This window comes from Halomonas faecis, assembly GCF_010993975.1.
Lineage (GTDB): Bacteria > Pseudomonadota > Gammaproteobacteria > Pseudomonadales > Halomonadaceae > Halomonas > Halomonas faecis.
Map to the genome: position 1 here is coordinate 1 of NZ_JAACZO010000022.1, position 17,951 is coordinate 17,951.

The window sequence follows — 17,951 nt, forward strand, 5'->3', positions numbered from 1 at the left end:
AACAGATGGCCAAGCCAGAAGGCCTGCGTCGAGGTCAGTTCGTTCATGGTGTCCTCCCGTCTATCAGAGGTCACCAGTGTGATCAGTGGCGATCAACTGCGGTAGATGTGGTTGCTGGAGCGTTTACCGACCTCTTGAGCATAGACCCGCCCCTGCTCGACAGAAACTTCCGCCCCTACTTTTGGGACGGTGTCTCCGTCGTCGCGCAGGGGTGCCCCCTTGCCGGACAGATAGAGCATGCTCTCCGAGATGACGTAGGGGTGGAAGTTACCCCTTGGCTTGGTAACTGAGGGTAGTTCTAGACCTAGCGAGCGAAGACGTTCTTCCACAGTTGGTTGCATTGCAAGTCCCTTACGTGCGCTGTTTGAAACTCAGTGACATTTAACGCCGCGCTCTGGGGCAAACCGAAGCGCAGCGTAGGTTTGTCCCTAGCAGCGCATTGTTATGCCTTAGCTTTGACGGCTTGTTTGATGTCATTCCCGTGCAATCTTTCGATAACTTTTTCTTCTTTTACTGTCCTAAACTTTCCGCCCACGTCAATATACTTAAGTTCTTCATCTTCTGTAATTGCTGGTTCTCGCCCAGCGAAGTCACATAGGTTATCAAAGTACCCTTTGGCATACCTGTATGCAGCGACGGCTTCATCAGTGGTTTTTCCAACAGTTAAAAGCTCCATTTCTTCTCCGCGATTCAGCTTCGTCGGAACCAAGACGCTATTCTGGGCAAGTTCAACATAAATTTCCGGCAACCCAAGCTTCTGGCTTAGGCGATAAATTGTGCTGCAAAAATTGGCAATATAGAAGCTGTAGGTCATCTTTGGATTGACATCTCGGATGATTGAGTTGAGCTGCCACCTGGCTGAAGACAACTCTCTCTCAATATCTTCGAATGCTTCTTGATTTATAAGCGGAATTCCATCCTCAGGCTTACCAGTAAAGAATATCTTATGAACTCGCGGATGTACTTTAAATCTACCAGTTAAACAATCAAGATATTCAACTTCGCCTATCTGACCAAAATAGCTAAACAGCTCTTTTCTATGAGAGTGGAAAAGGTCGATGTTGTTCTTCTGCTGTGAGATCTTAATCTGCTTAGCCGTTTGCTTGGTGGCATGCAGGCGGGACACAAGAACAGATAATGGCAGAGAGAGGGATAAAGTCGCTAGGGGAAGAGCGCTGATCGAGAAAAACACCTTCAAACCATCACCTGTCAAAGAGATAGAATGACCGCTCCAAGAAATTACACCAAGGGCAAGAAAATATAGAAATGGTGACAGTACTGATACCCACAATAGACCTTGCTCAGCAAGCCCCCGATCTTCGTCCAGAGCCAGCGTTGTCTGGAAGCGCTCAAAAACCCAAGAGCCACTTCCTAAGACAACCGCAACGACCAATAAAGGAATAAGAAGTGGCAACAATACAAGGGCCAGAAGGCAGACTATGTCGGTCACTCAAAACTCTCCCTTGGCATAACGCCGCTCAGCACGCGCGGCTACGAAATGAAGGCGAAGCCGCAATGTAGTAGACGTCGCCGTGCCTGGCCTTGTTAAAAACAAATGCGGAGTCCGCTTACAGCCATTGCTGACGCCAATAGCCCGAAGACTGTAAATGCGGATCCGGCCCATAGATACCCGCGCTTGCTATCGAGCACACGGTTTTTATGTGCTTTAATTTTATCCGGAATCCGAATATCGATTGCCGACTCTCTCGGAAATACCCCGGCAAATGCCAGTATAAGACCGATGAAGAAGGCGGACAGTATTATTATACGGAAGCCTTCAGGCACATCTGATTTATAGAGAAAAGCAGCGCCACCACCAATCAGAGCCACATTAATAGTTATCAGCAACTTCAGAACTTCATTAGCTGTCCCAATGTTGGCTTTGACCGTTTCGTAGCCCCACTGAATGTAAAAGGCTTCGTCCTCAGTGGTCGCCCGAGCTTTACCCTGAACGATTTTCTCGTCTGTCATTGCTCAACTGTGACCGAGTTTCTTGTGCCACAGTTTGGACAATTAACAACGTAAGTAGGTGGCCTCGGAACATTATCGTCCATCAAAAACATAGTTGCGCCTTCCGTCTCAAACGTGGCTACCTTATCGCAATTTGTGCATGTGTAGGTTACAGATGCCATTGTCTCTCTCCATTTTTAACGCCCACAGCACGGGCAAATTTGTAGCGCAGCGGAAAATTTGTCCCTGTGCCTGTGATGGTTAGGGCTTTTCTTCCTATGGGGCATCAAGGCACTCCTCAATCGATTCTTTCATATAAGAAACAAGTGTCTCGAAATCCTCCTGCTTCTCATCCCATCGATCCTCAATCTTTCCCAGATATCCATCCCGCGCATACCTCAATAGCATTGCGTGGTCAGGGGATGCTTGCTTTTCCGCCCACTCCGCAGCCGCATCTTTTGGAGCAATATCGCCGGTAGCAGCGGTCAGCCACATACGTGACAAGGTCAGAACGACATTGCGTTCATCTCCCGTTGCCTCAGCCAGAAGACTGGGCAAAGAATCATGGATTGCCCGTCGGATGTCACTCATTGGCACCGGATCGAACAGCTCTTCAGCATAGATCCCATACAGAGGCAGGCTGTTATCGATTACTTTCTTCAAAACAACTGCAAGATCAGGATCGCGGACTGGTTCCGGAACACTTCCGGCCTCAAACTCCTGTCGCAACCACTCACCGTATACAAACTCAGCCCGAGGCGGGAATTGCCAAGGCACGACATCAGAAACCGTCATCACAGTTAATTCTAGCGGCCTGATGGCTTGTAGATTCCCAATTGCGCCGGATACGCTCATTAACAGAGATACCAAGGCCTTTCTTTGCTCAAAGGTAGGCGAATCAGAGACCGCGACCAAGATATCTACGTCGCTGTCGCGCTGCAAACCACCAACGACGGCAGAGCCAAAGAGATAAATGCCGATGATCGAATCACCAAGCACACCTTCAACGGCTGACTGTGCCTGCTTCGCTTCATCTGGTATCTCCATATTTGCCATATACTCCGGAAACTCCTCTCGCCCTAACGCCTGGGCTCAGCTGCCGGTTTAGCGCGTCAGCGAAAAACCGGTCAGCTGCAGCCCTTGGTTATGCACTTCTAGCTGCATGGGGCTCAAATGCCGTACCTGCCGCTAGGCATGAAACAGAAATCAGAAGTTCACCATCTTCATCAGTGATGCTTCTGACAAGACCGAAAACCGTTTTAACTTTTCTACCTGTCATAGCATCATATCGGGCTGATGAGCTTAAACAGAGCCAGGCATCAAAGGTATATTCGATTCGAACACCATAACCTCGGTAGTAGGACCTGCGCATCTGAGTCTTCCCTCTCTCATTATTATCTATGTCCGAAAAATAGAACGGCAGCTGCGCTACAAAATAGTCTCCTTCTGAAAGGACAGATTTCAGCTCGCTTTTATAGGGTATGAAAGAGGTAATATCTATTACGGGTGTAGACTCCAATACCTGATCGACTATGTTCGAGAGATACCAAGAGATATACATTCCATCAGAGATATCAGTGAACCAAAACCCATTAGGGTTATGCTGAGCCCAGTTGTCGGTCGAAGAAAGGAATCCATTCCCATCTAGATACCCACGACTTCGGAGGTAACCTGTTATCTTTGTGTTTGTGCACGCGATACTTCGGTCTATAGCCAGCTCAAAAACTCGTTGAATATTCACCCAATCCCAACGAGAGAAATCACGGCTATTTTTAAGTGCCAAAATAGCTTTTGCGTCAAGCTTTGTTACATCAGTTTCCCAGTTTTCCTTGGACGTAATGAGCTCAGATCGAGACAAACCTTGAGAAAGCTCTTTTCTCGTGTGAGCGAGATCATGATGGTCTAGACATAGAACAATCAGGTTGCTCTCCGAATGGTTTCTCGACGACGCCCACTCATCAATATGATGAACAACAACTGACTTTTTGGGGTCCCTACAGACACAACAGGTCCTTCTACTTCGGTAAAGCACCCGCAGCAAAGTTTCTTCAGGTATAGGAGGCCGAGGCTCCTGGAGCAATCGCTCTGCTTGTTCGCTACTAAAACCTAAATTAAGAAGAGACTCCTGTGGCATTTGCTTAAGCGACGCCATGGTGTGTTTTTTCGCAGATAGGCTTTCAGCCAACTTACTGTCGATACCTCTTGCCAGAAGAGCGTTGACTGTCCTCTTACTCATATAGCTTCAGTTCCAAATGCATAACGCCGTGCGCATGGGCGCGAGTTTACGAGCGTCCCGCCGACGCTTGCGACGGCGTAATGACGCACCTTGTTAGGAAATGCTCTCACGACCCAACATTCCTTGAGTTTTGTTTAGCCGCTCTCGCCATGCCTGCACCTGCTCTGGTTTAGTAAAAGTTTCGATAGTATCGGGCGCTGCATTGGTGTACTGGCGCTGAACTACAACCTTTCGTCCTGCTGTCGTCACTTGCTCCGCTATATCGAGTATTTCTCTTACAATATCAACCTCACCCATCATGAGTGGATCATGAATATTTTCATCAATTGAAATTATGAAATCAAAATTCATCTAACATATCCCTTATTTCCTAACGCCCGCAACAGCGGAAAATTGCGAGCGAAGCGAGTAATTTTTCCGACTGCTTGCGCTTGTTAGGCATGGCTTTCCAACAAGTTCTCATTGAGAATCTCGATGCATCTATCTATAAACTCTCTTTTCTTTTCCGGATCTTCGGGATATATATTTTTAAGAGCATTCTTCAACGTTTTCCTATGCTTAGTTTTACTCATCACTCTCGATGAAATGAATCTAAACCTCATTTCCCTAGTGTGGACAATGGAAATGACATAGCAATCACTTTGTACGTTAATATTCAACGGTAATTTTAGGTGGTACCTATCCGCCAAATTAGCAAGATCAGAAAATATCACAACCCGCTCCAAATCTTTTTTATCGGGACAGGGAACCATAAGGGCACCAAAATTACGTGAGTAACTAACAACCTCCCCAAAAGAAATTCCATGCTTTATAAGATTTTGTCCATTTTTAGAAGGATCGAATTCATATAACTCACAGCTTGAATACAAATGTTTACCTGCGGCCAGCGATTCAAACTCGTCTCGAAATAGATTCTTAATCGCATATAAAAAAATATCTAATTTACCATAAAAATCTATATCTACTTTCCCTGCCAGGATGTTAATAAGCGTTTGTTTCCGCTCCTCTTCTAGCTCAAGGCAATCTAACTTAATTGAAAGCTCTTCCTCGCTGAGAGAAGACAACAATTCTTTCGCTTTATTAAATAGCTTTATATCTTTTTCCACTTTTCTGCTCGTAAAGATTGCTGGACTTCCCCAGAAACCGGTACCTCGGATGCCTAACGCCGCTCAGCACGCGCGGCTACGAAATGAAGGCGAAGCCGCAATGTAGTAGACGTCGCCGTGCCTGGCCTTGTTAAAAACAAATGCGGAGTCCGCTTACAGCCATTGCTGACGCCAATAGCCCGAAGACTGTAAATGCGGATCCGGCCCATAGATACCTGCGCTTGCTATCGAGCACACGGTTTTTATGTGCTTTAATTTTATCCGGAATCCGAATATCGATTGCCGACTCTCTCGGAAATACCCCGGCAAATGCCAGTATAAGACCGATGAAGAAGGCGGACAGTATTATTATACGGAAGCCTTCAGGCACATCTGATTTATAGAGAAAAGCAGCGCCACCACCAATCAGAGCCACATTAATAGTTATCAGCAACTTCAGAACTTCATTAGCTGTCCCAATGTTGGCTTTGACCGTTTCGTAGCCCCACTGAATGTAAAAGGCTTCGTCCTCAGTGGTCGCCCGAGCTTTACCCTGAACGATTTTCTCGTCTGTCATTGCTCAACTGTGACCGAGTCTCTTGTGCCACAGTTTAGACAATTAACAACGTAAGTAGGTGGCCTCGGAACATTATCGTCCATCAAAAACATAGTTGCGCCTTCCGTCTCAAACGTGGCTACCTTATCGCAATTTGTGCATGTGTAGGTTACAGATGCCATTGTCTCTCTCCATTTTTAACGCGCGGGTTAACAGGCGCTGGCTGTGCCAGCGTCCTTGTTGAACCCATTGTTAACTTCTACCCAGCCTATCCAATTCGTCCACTGGAATAATCCGGCTATTTGGCACCCTCTTCACTGTCCAAACTCGTGCGAACGCTAAATGCCCAGATGAAAATGACAAAGAGTATTCACTTCTTAATTTGGAGTGAAAGGCATTTGGAACTTGAATCTTTCCCTTCAAGTAGCGCACCGAGCCCTGGATAGCCTTAGATGACTTCATGTTCTTGATATTCCAGCGTTGTGATCCGCTATCGCTTAGTAACGACATGACTTGCGCATCGGACCCCCGCGTGTTCGTGGTTGTCGACCATGAAACGTCTGTCGACAATAAGGCTACCACTGAAAAGTCGTCTACTTGCGCAAAAAGTGATGCTGCCCTAATAAAGTCTTTCACCAGATCGCGCCGCCGATTAGAAGCATTCCCTGCGTCATCACGCCGCCACCATTTGAGCTCTACTCCTCCGACCTCTCGGATATTGCCATGGCTGGTTTTTGACTTAATATATAGGTCTACCGCTGAGTCTAGCCATCCTTGAGGCTGAATTTCCCGGTCAATGATCCACGGTTGGCTCTGACTCGCCCCTGAGGCTGCGGCAGCCGCTACCAGCCCATCTCTCAAGGTAATCTCTCCCATCCCACTCATCGATGACGTCGCCAACCCATGGGCTGCATATGAAAGCAGCATACTAGCAATCCTATCTGCCAGTTCTTGGACTTCCGAGTCGAGCATAGGCATACCTAAAAAAGTTAACGCCGCGCTCACCGGTAAATTAGGAGTGCAGCGAGTAATTTATCCGAGTGCAGCGCCTTGTTAGCGCTTTGAGTTTAGCTTACTTATTGATTTCTCTAACTCGGATATGGATATAGATATATACTGTCTAGACTTTTTGGCTCCTTTAATGTCTCTGTTTACATCAAAAATTCTCTCTTTCTGTTTCGCTGATATTGAGGAGTCTAGACACTGCTGAAACAGAAGCTCATCCTCGAAGATTGTTTCGACATATTTAAGCTCCGGAAAAGAAATCATAGCCTTTACTGGACAGCTTGATATCGTATCGAGTAACCCCTTATCTAAAGTAGTTACACTTGGAATGTAAAAATTGTTACCAGTCTCTTCTGTGAGCAAAGTTTCAGTGAATCTAAATATAAACAGATCCCATGCGAGGGCACCGATGCGCCTTACCGAGTCATTTTTAGGCGACTTAAGAGAGGCCTCATCAAAAACAGGCGTAAAGAAACCAACGCTGAATCCAATTACAACTTTCCATGCGAAGTAGATTTCTTTGAAGGGTAATACACCCAGCTCATCCAAACAATAGTCAACAATACTATGGAGAGCCCTTTCTATAGTGATATTTGTACTTGCCCAGCACATATAAAAGGTTTTAAGCATAACTGCATAAATTAGGTCTCTTCGATCTATCAAGCCCCACATGACTTCACTTGACCTAAAGCTCATCCAAATGGTCTCGGCTTGCTCAATATATGGCTCGAATATATCGCCTTCCGTGTTCGATTTATTAATAGCACCTCTTAATTTGTGATCAAAGTAAATTGCAGCTGAGACTTTATTAACCGGATGAGGGTTGTTGTCACAAGTAAATTGCCTTAAGTTCTCTAGCATGGCGAAAGAATAATCGAACCCGCCACCATACACTCTTTCAATCACGATCAAGACATCTTCGACTTTTTCCGCTGTGGTAATATCGACGCCCTTGAAGTACTTTGGAAGGTCAGACAATAAGTTCGTATCAAGTAATGCTCTTTGCTTAAAGCAAATAACAGATGTTCCCAGTTCCATCTCATTTCTGATTGAATCTGAATACGCCAGCAATCGATCTTTGGCGAATATACCTGAAATAATATGCTTCAGTGAGTCATCCACCTGCAATGGTGCGCCACTAAAATTTGTAGAGTACAACATTCTTATGCCGCTAAATACAGGTTCATCTCTATTTATAACATCTTTAAGAGAAGAATTTTGATCAGCGGTTAAAATTGCCTCTTTGACACGGGATATTTTATTTTTTTCTGTATTCATTTAAAGATTACATCTGCCTTCAGATAAGATTAGCGCTAACGCCGCCATCACGCGCTTATCGCGTGCATGGCCTTGCTAGCACTATTTTAAATACTCGCTTACGGGAAAGAAATTATGAGAAAACCGCATAGCTTCTGATAACTTCATAAGATACATATAACAACCAAGCAAAGTGTTCGATTTTTCTTTCATAGTAGACCAGTGAACATTCCCATCCTTGACATAAGGTATATAAAATCCGTCATTTTTAACTAGGTAAAAACCCTTATCCAGTACAGTTATCACGTTAGGCATAAGATCAATAGATAATTGATTGTGCTTCATGTACTCCCATAGACAACTCCGGAGTTTTTCTTCAGAAGGCCCTTTGAAGGCAGTTATCATGTATGGTGTGAGCCTCTGTGTAGGATTAAGACCTGACTTCTCAAATAAAATATCAGGTGTGTTTTCTGGTAATTTATTGTAAGCAAGGTACTGTTTATCCATACCTATCGGATTAATCCGATCTAGGCGCTTTAATTTAACACATGCGTCTAAGGACATCTTTAATGCTGACTTACCGCCGTCTAGCATTGAGCCAGTCTGCAATTTTGACTTACACTCAATGACAGCGAGCACATTATCGACGGGAAGCAAGTCGATATTCGATGCGATGTTTAACTTCATCGAGCTGGCAGCATGTATGATGATATCAAGTTGACCACTTCTATTATCGGATGAATCAAATACCTCTCCGCTGGTAAAATCTAAAAAGCTAGGAAGGTTTGACTCTAGGAAGTGCTTTATAATAAGTTCTCTAGAGGTGCCTAAATTGCCGGAATGTCCTGATATTGAGGTTAGATCATAGTAACTCTTCAGTGTCGACTGAATATTGTTCAGGTGTTTTTGAATTATCTTCATATGTTTCCTTGTAGCGCTAGCGGAAATGCAATCCGGCAATAGCGCTTTGTTAGCTTATTAATCGATATAACGCCGAACAAGACTCACCAAAAAACTGCTTGACAATATAACTCCAACTATTCCCTCTGCGACAGCAAAAAATCTAGATTGAGCAATGGGGGAAATATCCCCATAGCCAATCGTAGTAAATGATATACCAGAGAAATAGAGCGCCTCCCAATAACCAAGTCCACGCTGAACAGTATCTCCATCCGGCCCAGGCGCATTAAAATACGAACCAGGAATAACATAAAATAGAGAAAATACGATAATCGAGGCAGCAATAATGGCGAGAATTCTCCACGGAATAATCAGGCCGCCAAAAACCCTAAAGACAAATCGTTTAAATTGATTATCAATTGATGAGAGACTTTCGAGGTACTTTAACCTAGCTCGCTCTTTACTACTCATGTGATAATCTGAATTTTTGATAAGAAAGTTAAAGGTATCGTTAGACCTTTTTAACCTTTCTTTCTTTGCTTCTCTGTCAAAGTCTATATGTTTTGAAAAATCAAGAAAAGAATGATTGCTTTTGATTGAATTTAACCACTTATCCGTTTTAACTGCTTTCTGAGCAAATACGTTCACTTGGCCGTAGGGAAAAACAATATCTTTTATGCTATTCCCTGAAATATCAACTGTTCCAAAATAATTGAAGCATGAGGAAAGCGTACTTACAAAACAGTCACCAATAGCTAAATAGGATATATCTGACGAGGAAATTGACAGCAAACCTATCTCATTATTTACAACTTTCAATTCAGGAGAATTTGTTTTCGTTAGGTTAATGTCGGTGATAGAGCTTGCGCCAGCGATAACAAGCCCACCACCAAGGGCGACATAGTCCATGAAGATGCCTAAAGAATGCTCCTCTTTATTTCTGATGCACAGCTCGCCTGTAAATATACAGTCTTTAATACTAATTTTAGATGAGTTAGATATTTCAATCCTTTCCATATCAAAAATCGTTCTATCGTATTCAAAACTCAAACAGTAAACACGATCTTCAGAATCCCCCCTGATCAAGTCAGAGCTTTTTAATATCTTAAAAGGAACGTTATTTGTAGTCTCGTAGTTTTCATCAATATATCTTCTTAACTGCTTTTCTGTACGTATATTCAGTTCATCAAGTAGGGATCTCAATGTTTCCATACTAACTCCAGAGAAAGCTAACAGCGTATTGTATAGAACGCTCATTTTTCCACTTGAACGTGCCAACGCGTTCAACAATCTTATCTAGCCCGCCCATTCTTCGTAACCCCTTGATATTCTTGGAAGCTAAGAATACATCGGCAACCTATGCAGAATTCGCGTGGTTGCGCGTTTTGCTGGAACCTATAATACTGTATAAATATACATAGACAAGGAACGCAAGGAGCAGCGTATGGACGCGCACAGCCGCCCTCCAAAGCTCATGGATCGCGTGAAGGCCATCATGCGAGTGAAACGCTACAGCCCTCGCACCGTGAAGACCTACTGCTACTGGATACGCTACTTCATTCGTTTCAATGGTGTGCGTCATCCCGCCAGCATGGGTGGCCCCGAAGTGAAGGCTTTCCTGGAACACCTCGCTGTGGATCGACGTGTGGCCTCGGCCACGCAGAACCAGGCGCTGAATGCTGTCGTCTTCCTCTATCGCCATGTGCTCGATCAGCCTCTCGGAGATATCGGTGATTTCGCGCACGCCAGACAACCGCGTCGGTTGCCGGTGGTTCTGAGCCATGAACAAGCGACATCCGTGTTGAATCAACTCTCCGGCTCCATGCATTTGATGGCGAGCTTGATGTATGGCTCGGGATTGCGGGTACTCGAAACCTGCCGCCTGCGTGTACGCGATATCGATTTCGACCGCCAGGTACTGACGATAAGAGCCGGCAAGGGCGACAAGGGCAGAACCACCCTGCTCCCTGCGACCTGTATCCCCGCCTTACAACATCAAATCTCTACGGCCAAACGGATATCAGGACGGTACAGGAGCTGTTGGGCCACAAGAGTGTCGAAACGACGCAGATCTACACCCACGTGCTGGGCAAAGGCTTTGCCGGCGTACGCAGCCCGCTGGGCTGAGGCTCGGGGGCATTCGGGCACGCTACCGCCCCTACCTGGGCATGCTGCGATGACCCGTTGCCATCCATGCGGTAGTCCCTGCGTACTTGGTCACTCTAGCCATCTTCAGCGGCCTTTGCCGTACCGTAACCAGCCGTTACACCGAGGGCAACGCCCACGAAAGCATGAGTGAGGCTCAGGAATCGCGCGGGGTTGCTGTTAGCTGGCTTCGCCCAGCATGCCGTCCAGCTCGCTTTCGTCAACGCCGAGCATCTGCAGGATGTTGCGCTGGGCGGCATCGAGAATGCGTTGCCGCTCCTGCTCGCCGGGCAGGCTTTTGGCGATGGCCACGGCGCCCACCAGCGAGGCGAGAATGACGCGGGCTTTGTCGGCGATGACCTCGCGGTCGGGTTCGAAGGGGAGTTTCTTCAGGCGGCTCAGGGCGATGAGCCGGGTTTCGAGCATCTTCTTCATGCGCAGGTAAGAGGCTTCGAACAGCGTGCGGATTTCGGCGTTCTCGTTGCCGATCTCGTTGAACAGTACCGTCTCCGGCCCCGGCTTGTGCTTGCGTTCCAATTCCTGGAGGTTCCAGCAATTGGAAACCAGCTCCGTCAGGTGCTTCACCGAGAGCGGCCCCTTGACCAGCCGGGCCGCACGGCTGCTTTCCAGGGTTTCCCGCACCGAGGCATGGTAGAGCGCTTCCTTCGAGGAGAAGTGCGCATAGAAGGCGCCGTGGGTCATCTTGGCCAGCTTCATGATCTGGCCGATGGAGACCTTCTCGAACCCCTTGCGGCTGAACAGTTCGATGGCCGACTTGAGAATGCGCTCTCGCGATTTGGCCTTGCGGTTCGTCGAGTAGGGCATGGCGATCTCACTCCCACGCTGAATATTATCTTGATCATATCAAGCCGGCTGCTAGCGTGGCACAAACCCAAGCCGTTCAGGAAATCACCATGCAATCACCGCTCGTCATCACCGGCATGGGCATGATCAGCCCGCTTGGTTGCGGCGTTCATGCCGGCTGGGATCGCCTTCTGGCCGGCCGCTCCGGCATTACCTCCATTACCCGCTTCGATACCGGCGAGCTGCCGATCAAGGTGGCGGGGGCGGTGCCGGATATCGAGAGCGACCCGGAAGCCGGCCTCGACCCGGATCGTGTGCTCGATGCCAAGGAGCGTCGCAAGCTGGAGCTGTTCAGTCTCTACGCCATGGCCGCGGCGCAAGAGGCGCTGACCCAGGCCAACTGGTTCCCCTCGAACGATGCGGAACGAGAGGCCACCGCCACCATCGTGGGTTCCGGCATCGGCGGCTTTCCTACCATCACCCAGGCGCAGAACACCCTGTCGACGCGTGGCCACCGACGGCTCTCCCCTTTCACCGTGCCAGCCTTCCTGGCCAACCTGGCGGCGGGCAATGTGTCGATTCGCTATGGCTTCCGGGGGCCGCTGGGTTGCCCGGTAACGGCTTGTGCGGCGGGCGTGCAGGCCATCGGCGATGGCATGCGCCTGATCCGCAGCGGCGAGGCCGAGGTGGCTCTGGTGGGTGGTGCCGAGGCTTGTATCGACCCGCTCTCGCTGGCCAGCTTCAACGCCATGAAGGCACTCTCCACCGAGCAGAATGACCCCACCAAGGCGTCGCGCCCGTTCGATCAGGCACGCAACGGCTTCGTGATGGGAGAGGGCGCGGGGCTGATGGTGATCGAAACCCTGGCCCACGCCGAGGCACGCGGGGCAACGCCGCTGGCCATCCTCAGCGGCTACGGCACCAGCGCGGATGCGCACCACATCACCGCCGGCCCGGAGGACGGCGCCGGCGCTGCGGCGGCCATTCGCGCGGCACTGCGGATGGCGAGACTGGCTCCCGAGGCCATCGATCACATCAACGCTCACGCCACCTCGACCCCTGTCGGCGACCGGGCCGAGATCGCGTCCCTGCGCAATGCCTTCGGCGACGCCCTTGCCGGCATCCCGATCTCCGCCACCAAATCGGCCACCGGCCATCTGCTCGGTGCCGCCGGCGGTGTGGAGAGCATCTTCTCCGCCCTTTCGACGATGCACGACCGCCTGCCCCCAACCTTGAATCTGGAAAATGCCGACGAGGATCTGAGCGATCTGGATTTCGTTTCGGGCTCGGCACGCGAGCACCGCAGCCAGCACGTGCTGTGCAACGGGTTCGGCTTCGGCGGGGTGAATGCGGCGCTGATCGTCAGCAAGGTGTAGGTGAGCTCCTCGGATCGATTGCACCCATTGTCACTCCGCAACGATACGATCCCGCCCGTCCTGCTTCGCACGGTAGAGATGCCGGTCCGCTTTCTCGATCAGGCTGGACGGGCCACCACCATCCGCCGCAAATGCGGTGGCCACGCCCATGCTGACGGTGACGAGGTGGGAAACCTCGGAGGCGCGATGGGGAAGGGCCGCATCGTTGATGGCGGCCTGGCAGCGCTCTGCTACCTGCCGAGCGGCTTTAAGATCGGTTTCCGGCAAGACGAGCACGAACTCCTCACCGCCGAATCGCGCCAGCAGATCGCGCGGCCGCACGATCGACGACCCGAGAATCTGCGCAACACGTCGTAGACAGTCGTCGCCAGCCAGATGACCGTAGTGGTCGTTGTACTGCTTGAAGCTGTCGATATCGAGCATGATGACCGAAAGGGGTTCACCGCTGCGTCGAGCGCTCGCCCACTCTGCCTCCAGCACGGAATCGAGCAGCCGGCGGTTGGCGACACCGGTGAGGCCATCCTGGTACGAAAGCTCCTCGAGCTCGCGTTGCAGCTGCAGCAACGTCTCTTCGTTCTTCTTGCGCTCGCTGATGTCGAACATGAAGCCGATCAGCGCTTCGACTTCGCCGTTCTCGTTGCGTACCACGTGCACGACGTCACGAATCCATACGTAGCTACCATCCGCCTTCAGCGCACGGTAGTCCGCCTCGTGGTCGATACCCGACTTCGACTGCGCGACGCAAAAGCCGAAGACCCGGTCGCGGTCTTCCGGATGCATGCGCTCCACCCAGTCGTCGATGCTGACCCAACTGCCCCGAGGCCAACCCAGCAGGCGCTCGATCTGTGGTCCGATATAGGCGAAACGCAACGTTCCCCAGTCGATTTTCCAGGGGATGGCCTGGGTAGACTCCAGCAGCGTCTTGTACACGGCATTGCCAAGGTTCATGTCCGCGGGAACGTCACTCATGAATGCATGGCCTCGGAAAAAGCTGACATCGCAGCGAAGGATGGTCGAGATCGCAAATAGTGAAGAGGAATGATGCTCAGACACCACTCCTCGGTCTGCACTATAGCCCGTACGGCTGCGGAGGGGAGCATCGAAAGCCGGCGACACGGGGCACACCGACTCAAAAGAACACGGATTCCGCATCGTGGGAGCCATCGGGTCGCTCAGTCAACCGCCGCTAAAGGCGCCATCTGCTCGGCGTATGCCTTCACGAAGGCCGGGCGAGCCATGGCGAACGCATGTCGAGGCGACTAAACCCAGACGTCGTTCTCGGCCTCGAGGTCGCCACCTTCGTCCCCCGTGTTGACGACGCCTCGCGGCTCGATGAGAAGCACATGGCATTCCGAGTCGGCAAACGGCTTATGCTCCACGCCTCTCGGGACCACATACATCTCTCCTTCGGAGAGTCGCACCGTTCCCTCCCGAAACTCGATCCCCATGGAACCGCTGATCACCAGAAACACTTCGTCCGTCTCTTGATGATCGTGCCATATGAACTCGCCTTCGAACTTGGCTACCTTGAACTGGTAGTCGTTCATCTCCGCGACCACGCGAGGTGACCAGAATTCGGAAACCTTGGCGAACTTCTCCGCTAGATTGACGACGCCTGACGGCATAAGATTTCCCTCCTCGAACTCGTGCCAACGTCATCCATTCTCCGCATACTGGGGAAGGTCGTCAGTTATTTCGAACCATGGCGCCTTACTGTTCACGAAGACGTGGCGATCCGCGCGCACCCCGGGATCGGTATCGAGCGTGCCCAGCGGCAACGCATACACTTCGGGTTTCGAATCGAACCGCGTGTGAATGCTCGAGCCGCAGTTCGAGCAAAAGACCTTGTATTCGCCGGGTGAAGATTCATAGGACTTGAGCAATTCCTGGCCCTTGACGGTTCGCCAGTCCTGCATTCGCACCTTGGCACACGTCCTGAAAGCGGCAGCGTGAAGCTTTCTGCACATGGAGCAGTGACAATGGTAAACGTCCTTGAGGCTACCATTGATTTCGTATTGAACGCCGCCGCAGAGGCAGCTACCCGATAGGCTCATTGATAGACCTCTCTTCACGGTGGCTGAGACGAGCTATCGTTCGTCGAGTCGAGTGATTTACAGGAACACGTTGGATGGTTGACCCATCCGAAGCGTAAGCAAGAGCGGCGATGGCTGCAAAAACGGCGGTGGGTCGTGGCATCGAACTCGACGCCCTCTTGCCGGTTCCCATCATTGCCCAGCACGGTTGCAGACTCAACGAGCCCCGATCATGATGGCACGAGCCGTCTCGGCAACACGTGCCCCCGCCACGGAGCTCCCATGCCATTGTTGATCGACTTTCAGGACGCCCGTGAAGCCACCCGCTGGCGAACCATCAACGATGATGTCATGGGAGGCATTTCCCGCGGCGAGATGACGGTGGAAAACGGCATCGGCGTGTTCAGCGGCGAACTTTCCCTGGAGCATGGCGGCGGCTTCGCCTCGGTGCGCCGCGATCCCGAGGCCTTCGAGCTGGACGGCTATGCGGGCATGATGCTCAACGTGCGCGGCGACGGCCGCGGCTATCAACTACGCCTGCGCACCAACCGGCTGTTCGATGGCGCGGCCTACCGGGCTCGCTTCCAGCCACCGGCTGGCGAATGGCAACGCATCGTCCTGCCTTGGCGAACGTTCGAAGCGGTCTTTCGCGGTCGGCTACTGACGGATGCCCCACCGCTCGAGCCCGACGCGATTCAGCAGGTGGGCCTGTTGATCGCTGACAAGCAGGCCGGGCCGTTTCGACTGGAGGTCGAGTGGGTGGGAACTCAAGGAGACGGAGATCGGGGATGAGGTAGGGGATCTCTCCCCTCGCCTCATGCCTTATCGCTTCGCCGTAGCCAGTGCTGCCCCGAAGCACATGAACGTCGCCCCTCCGATCCGATTGACCACGCGCGCTCCCGTCGGCGAACCGAGCCAGCCCTTTGCCTGCTGGCCGAAGAGTGCATACAGGCAGTGAATCACGATGACCAGGGTGCTGTAGGTCAGCACCAGCAAGGCGAACTGAGCCTTGAAGCCCCACTCCGGGCTGATGAACTGGGGAAAGACCGAGAGAAAGAAGAACACGGCCTTCGGATTGGTCAGCTGGATTGCAAGCCCTTCGAGAAAGCGGCGGCGAAAGCCCAGTGACGGCGTGGGCCGCTCAGCGAATGCAAGCGCCGGAGATCGCCACAGGCAAATTCCCAGATACAGCAGGTAGGCGGCACCGAGCAACTTGAGCGCCGTAAAGGCAACTGCCGAGGTCGCCAGTACCACGCCGACACTCGTCGCGGATATGCTCGCCACGATCAGCGTGCCAAAAGCGATGCCGAATATTCCACCAAGACTCCCCATGAAGCCAAAGCGTAGCGAGTTGCTGAGCGTCATCACGACGCCCGGCCCCGGGCTGAGAACCGTCAGCGTCGCCATGACCAGGAACAGCCAATAAAGGTCCATCTCAAACATCCTCCGAATGATGGCTCAAAGTTGCCAGAGGCCGTGATCGTTCGATCCAATGATGTATATCGCGAACTTTCCCTTCCCGGGAATTTCCATCGGATGCATAGCAATCTTCGCACCCTGAGCCTCGATCCGGGAAACGGCCGATTCGATATCGTTCACGAGCCAATAGGGCCGAACCACAGGGTCTTCTGTCTCTCTCAGTGGGCCTCTGACGCCGACGGTCGTACCGTCGAGCAGTCGACAGGTTCTGGCTCCACCGAGAAGCTCATCCGGGGCACTGAACTCAACGCCATGGGCGGCCTCATATGCATTGCACACCGCATCGACATCATGCGATACGATTTCCAGGTAATGTACCTTCATGCGCTTTCCTCACTATCGAATGCATCTGGCAGGAGACGGACTGCGACCGGATACGACACTGCATTCGTTTCAATGGCGTATCGCCCCACCGGCATGCGTCAAAATCTTGGATTGATACTCAACGACAACATGGCCGAGAGATGACACAACGGCCTTCCTGAATTCTGCTGCAGCTCATTGAAGGCATCTTGTACGGCCTGAATGTCTCGCTGACTCGTGGGAGTCCGGTCAATGATGCCGGCGGCCATCAAGCGCGCAACCACATCGCTGGTCAATAAAAACGTATCCTTTCCGACCAGGCGTAAGAATCCGGCACCCGAGCGTCCGCCCAAACGAGCGCCGCGCTTGGCAAGCAAACGCCACAAGCCGATGATGTCGGAACTCGGCCAGTTGGCAATGAACTCGCCAAAGCTGGTGCCATGCTCCTGGCGAACATCCAAAATGAATTGGGCGTTTTTAGGAATGGTCTGGAGCTTGGTACGATGACGAATGACTCGATCGTTTTTCATGTAGCCTTCGATTTGTTCCGGGCTGAGCAACACCATTTTCTCGGGTTCAAAGCCCCAGAAGGCGTCTTCAAAGGCCGGCCACTTGGCATCGACCACCGAATGTTGCATACCGGCCTGAAACACCCGCTGACTCATGGCGGAAAGATAGCGATCATCCCCCTTCTGCTTCAGCTCGTCGGGAGTGAGCGCTTCGGGAAGGAAGGCCTCCAAGGCTTCGTCAGATTCGAAACGCTTGCGTGCGGTGTCGTAAAGCCAGCGGTAGTCGAGTGTCATGCTTGCCTCAGTGGAAGTC

At 51.1% G+C, this 17,951-nt stretch carries 20 protein-coding genes and 1 pseudogene; 4 read left to right on the forward strand and 17 right to left on the reverse strand.

Going from position 1 to position 17,951, the window contains the following annotated elements; genetic code table 11:
- Positions 1-442 precede the first annotated feature (442 nt).
- The 10 genes from GFD32_RS10145 to GFD32_RS10190 form a co-directional block, all read right to left on the reverse strand.
- Entirely contained in the window at positions 443-1,450 is a 1,008-nt protein-coding gene (locus tag GFD32_RS10145) for a hypothetical protein (protein ID WP_163576434.1), read from the reverse strand.
- 95 nt (positions 1,451-1,545) lie between these two features.
- Positions 1,546-1,971 (reverse strand): hypothetical protein, encoded by a 426-nt coding sequence (locus GFD32_RS10150; protein WP_163576435.1) that lies wholly within the window; start codon positions 1,969-1,971, stop codon positions 1,546-1,548.
- A 255-nt stretch (positions 1,972-2,226) separates the two neighbouring features.
- Positions 2,227-3,006 (reverse strand): aminoglycoside adenylyltransferase family protein, encoded by a 780-nt coding sequence (locus GFD32_RS10155; RefSeq protein ID WP_163576436.1) that lies wholly within the window; start codon positions 3,004-3,006, stop codon positions 2,227-2,229.
- Between the two features lie 88 nt (positions 3,007-3,094).
- Positions 3,095-4,186 (reverse strand): HNH endonuclease signature motif containing protein, encoded by a 1,092-nt coding sequence (locus tag GFD32_RS10160; protein WP_163576437.1) that lies wholly within the window; start codon positions 4,184-4,186, stop codon positions 3,095-3,097.
- 93 nt (positions 4,187-4,279) lie between these two features.
- Positions 4,280-4,537, reverse strand: a complete 258-nt coding sequence (locus GFD32_RS10165; RefSeq protein ID WP_163576438.1) for a hypothetical protein — start codon at positions 4,535-4,537, stop codon at positions 4,280-4,282.
- Between the two features lie 83 nt (positions 4,538-4,620).
- Positions 4,621-5,292 (reverse strand): BrnT family toxin, encoded by a 672-nt coding sequence (locus GFD32_RS10170; protein WP_163576439.1) that lies wholly within the window; start codon positions 5,290-5,292, stop codon positions 4,621-4,623.
- A gap of 130 nt (positions 5,293-5,422) precedes the next feature.
- Positions 5,423-5,848: a hypothetical protein gene (locus tag GFD32_RS10175; protein WP_163576440.1), complete on the reverse strand. Its 426-nt coding sequence runs from the start codon at positions 5,846-5,848 to the stop codon at positions 5,423-5,425.
- Between the two features lie 1,032 nt (positions 5,849-6,880).
- Positions 6,881-8,110, reverse strand: coding sequence for a hypothetical protein (locus tag GFD32_RS10180; RefSeq protein WP_163576441.1), 1,230 nt, complete (start codon positions 8,108-8,110; stop codon positions 6,881-6,883).
- Positions 8,111-8,191: 81 nt separating this feature from the next.
- Positions 8,192-9,010: a DUF6602 domain-containing protein gene (locus GFD32_RS10185; protein WP_163576442.1), complete on the reverse strand. Its 819-nt coding sequence runs from the start codon at positions 9,008-9,010 to the stop codon at positions 8,192-8,194.
- A 57-nt stretch (positions 9,011-9,067) separates the two neighbouring features.
- The gene (locus tag GFD32_RS10190) at positions 9,068-10,201 is read right to left on the reverse strand and encodes a potassium channel family protein (RefSeq protein ID WP_163576443.1); all 1,134 of its coding nucleotides are present in this window, start codon (positions 10,199-10,201) and stop codon (positions 9,068-9,070) included.
- Between the two features lie 283 nt (positions 10,202-10,484).
- Here GFD32_RS10190 and GFD32_RS10195 point away from each other — a divergent pair.
- Together GFD32_RS10195 and GFD32_RS19950 are read left to right on the forward strand one after the other, a co-directional pair.
- Positions 10,485-10,936, forward strand: a pseudogene (locus tag GFD32_RS10195) (phage integrase N-terminal SAM-like domain-containing protein); the annotation flags it as partial.
- A gap of 93 nt (positions 10,937-11,029) precedes the next feature.
- Positions 11,030-11,116 (forward strand): hypothetical protein, encoded by an 87-nt coding sequence (locus GFD32_RS19950; protein ID WP_240455619.1) that lies wholly within the window; start codon positions 11,030-11,032, stop codon positions 11,114-11,116.
- A gap of 198 nt (positions 11,117-11,314) precedes the next feature.
- Here the strand turns inward: GFD32_RS19950 and GFD32_RS10200 are convergent, their stop codons facing one another.
- On the reverse strand, positions 11,315-11,959 hold the full coding sequence (locus GFD32_RS10200; RefSeq protein WP_163576444.1) for a TetR/AcrR family transcriptional regulator: 645 nt from the start codon (positions 11,957-11,959) through the stop codon (positions 11,315-11,317).
- Between the two features lie 89 nt (positions 11,960-12,048).
- On the opposite strand from GFD32_RS10200, the gene fabF reads away from it, so the two are divergent.
- Positions 12,049-13,314, forward strand: coding sequence for a beta-ketoacyl-ACP synthase II (gene fabF / locus GFD32_RS10205; RefSeq protein WP_163576445.1), 1,266 nt, complete (start codon positions 12,049-12,051; stop codon positions 13,312-13,314).
- 30 nt (positions 13,315-13,344) lie between these two features.
- Here fabF and GFD32_RS10210 read toward each other — a convergent pair whose 3' ends face one another.
- The 3 genes from GFD32_RS10210 to GFD32_RS10220 all read right to left on the reverse strand — a co-directional run bounded on the left by GFD32_RS10210 (position 13,345) and on the right by GFD32_RS10220 (position 15,368).
- Positions 13,345-14,283, reverse strand: a complete 939-nt coding sequence (locus GFD32_RS10210) for a GGDEF domain-containing protein (protein WP_163576446.1) — start codon at positions 14,281-14,283, stop codon at positions 13,345-13,347.
- Positions 14,284-14,573: 290 nt separating this feature from the next.
- Entirely contained in the window at positions 14,574-14,939 is a 366-nt protein-coding gene (locus tag GFD32_RS10215) for a cupin domain-containing protein (RefSeq protein WP_089689177.1), read from the reverse strand.
- Between the two features lie 30 nt (positions 14,940-14,969).
- Positions 14,970-15,368 (reverse strand): GFA family protein, encoded by a 399-nt coding sequence (locus GFD32_RS10220; protein ID WP_163576447.1) that lies wholly within the window; start codon positions 15,366-15,368, stop codon positions 14,970-14,972.
- A gap of 261 nt (positions 15,369-15,629) precedes the next feature.
- Between GFD32_RS10220 and GFD32_RS10225 the strand changes: the two genes are divergently transcribed.
- A complete protein-coding gene (locus GFD32_RS10225) occupies positions 15,630-16,139 on the forward strand; it encodes a CIA30 family protein (protein WP_163576448.1) in 510 nt (169 codons plus the stop codon).
- Positions 16,140-16,169: 30 nt separating this feature from the next.
- Here GFD32_RS10225 and GFD32_RS10230 read toward each other — a convergent pair whose 3' ends face one another.
- From GFD32_RS10230 to GFD32_RS10240, 3 genes are all read right to left on the reverse strand, one after another.
- Entirely contained in the window at positions 16,170-16,781 is a 612-nt protein-coding gene (locus GFD32_RS10230) for a LysE family translocator (protein WP_163576449.1), read from the reverse strand.
- Positions 16,782-16,805: 24 nt separating this feature from the next.
- Positions 16,806-17,150, reverse strand: a complete 345-nt coding sequence (locus GFD32_RS10235) for a VOC family protein (protein WP_163576450.1) — start codon at positions 17,148-17,150, stop codon at positions 16,806-16,808.
- A gap of 98 nt (positions 17,151-17,248) precedes the next feature.
- Positions 17,249-17,932 carry a DNA-3-methyladenine glycosylase I gene (locus GFD32_RS10240; protein ID WP_089689182.1) on the reverse strand — a complete coding sequence of 228 codons (684 nt, stop codon included), beginning with the start codon at positions 17,930-17,932 and terminating at the stop codon, positions 17,249-17,251.
- Positions 17,933-17,951 lie beyond the last annotated feature (19 nt).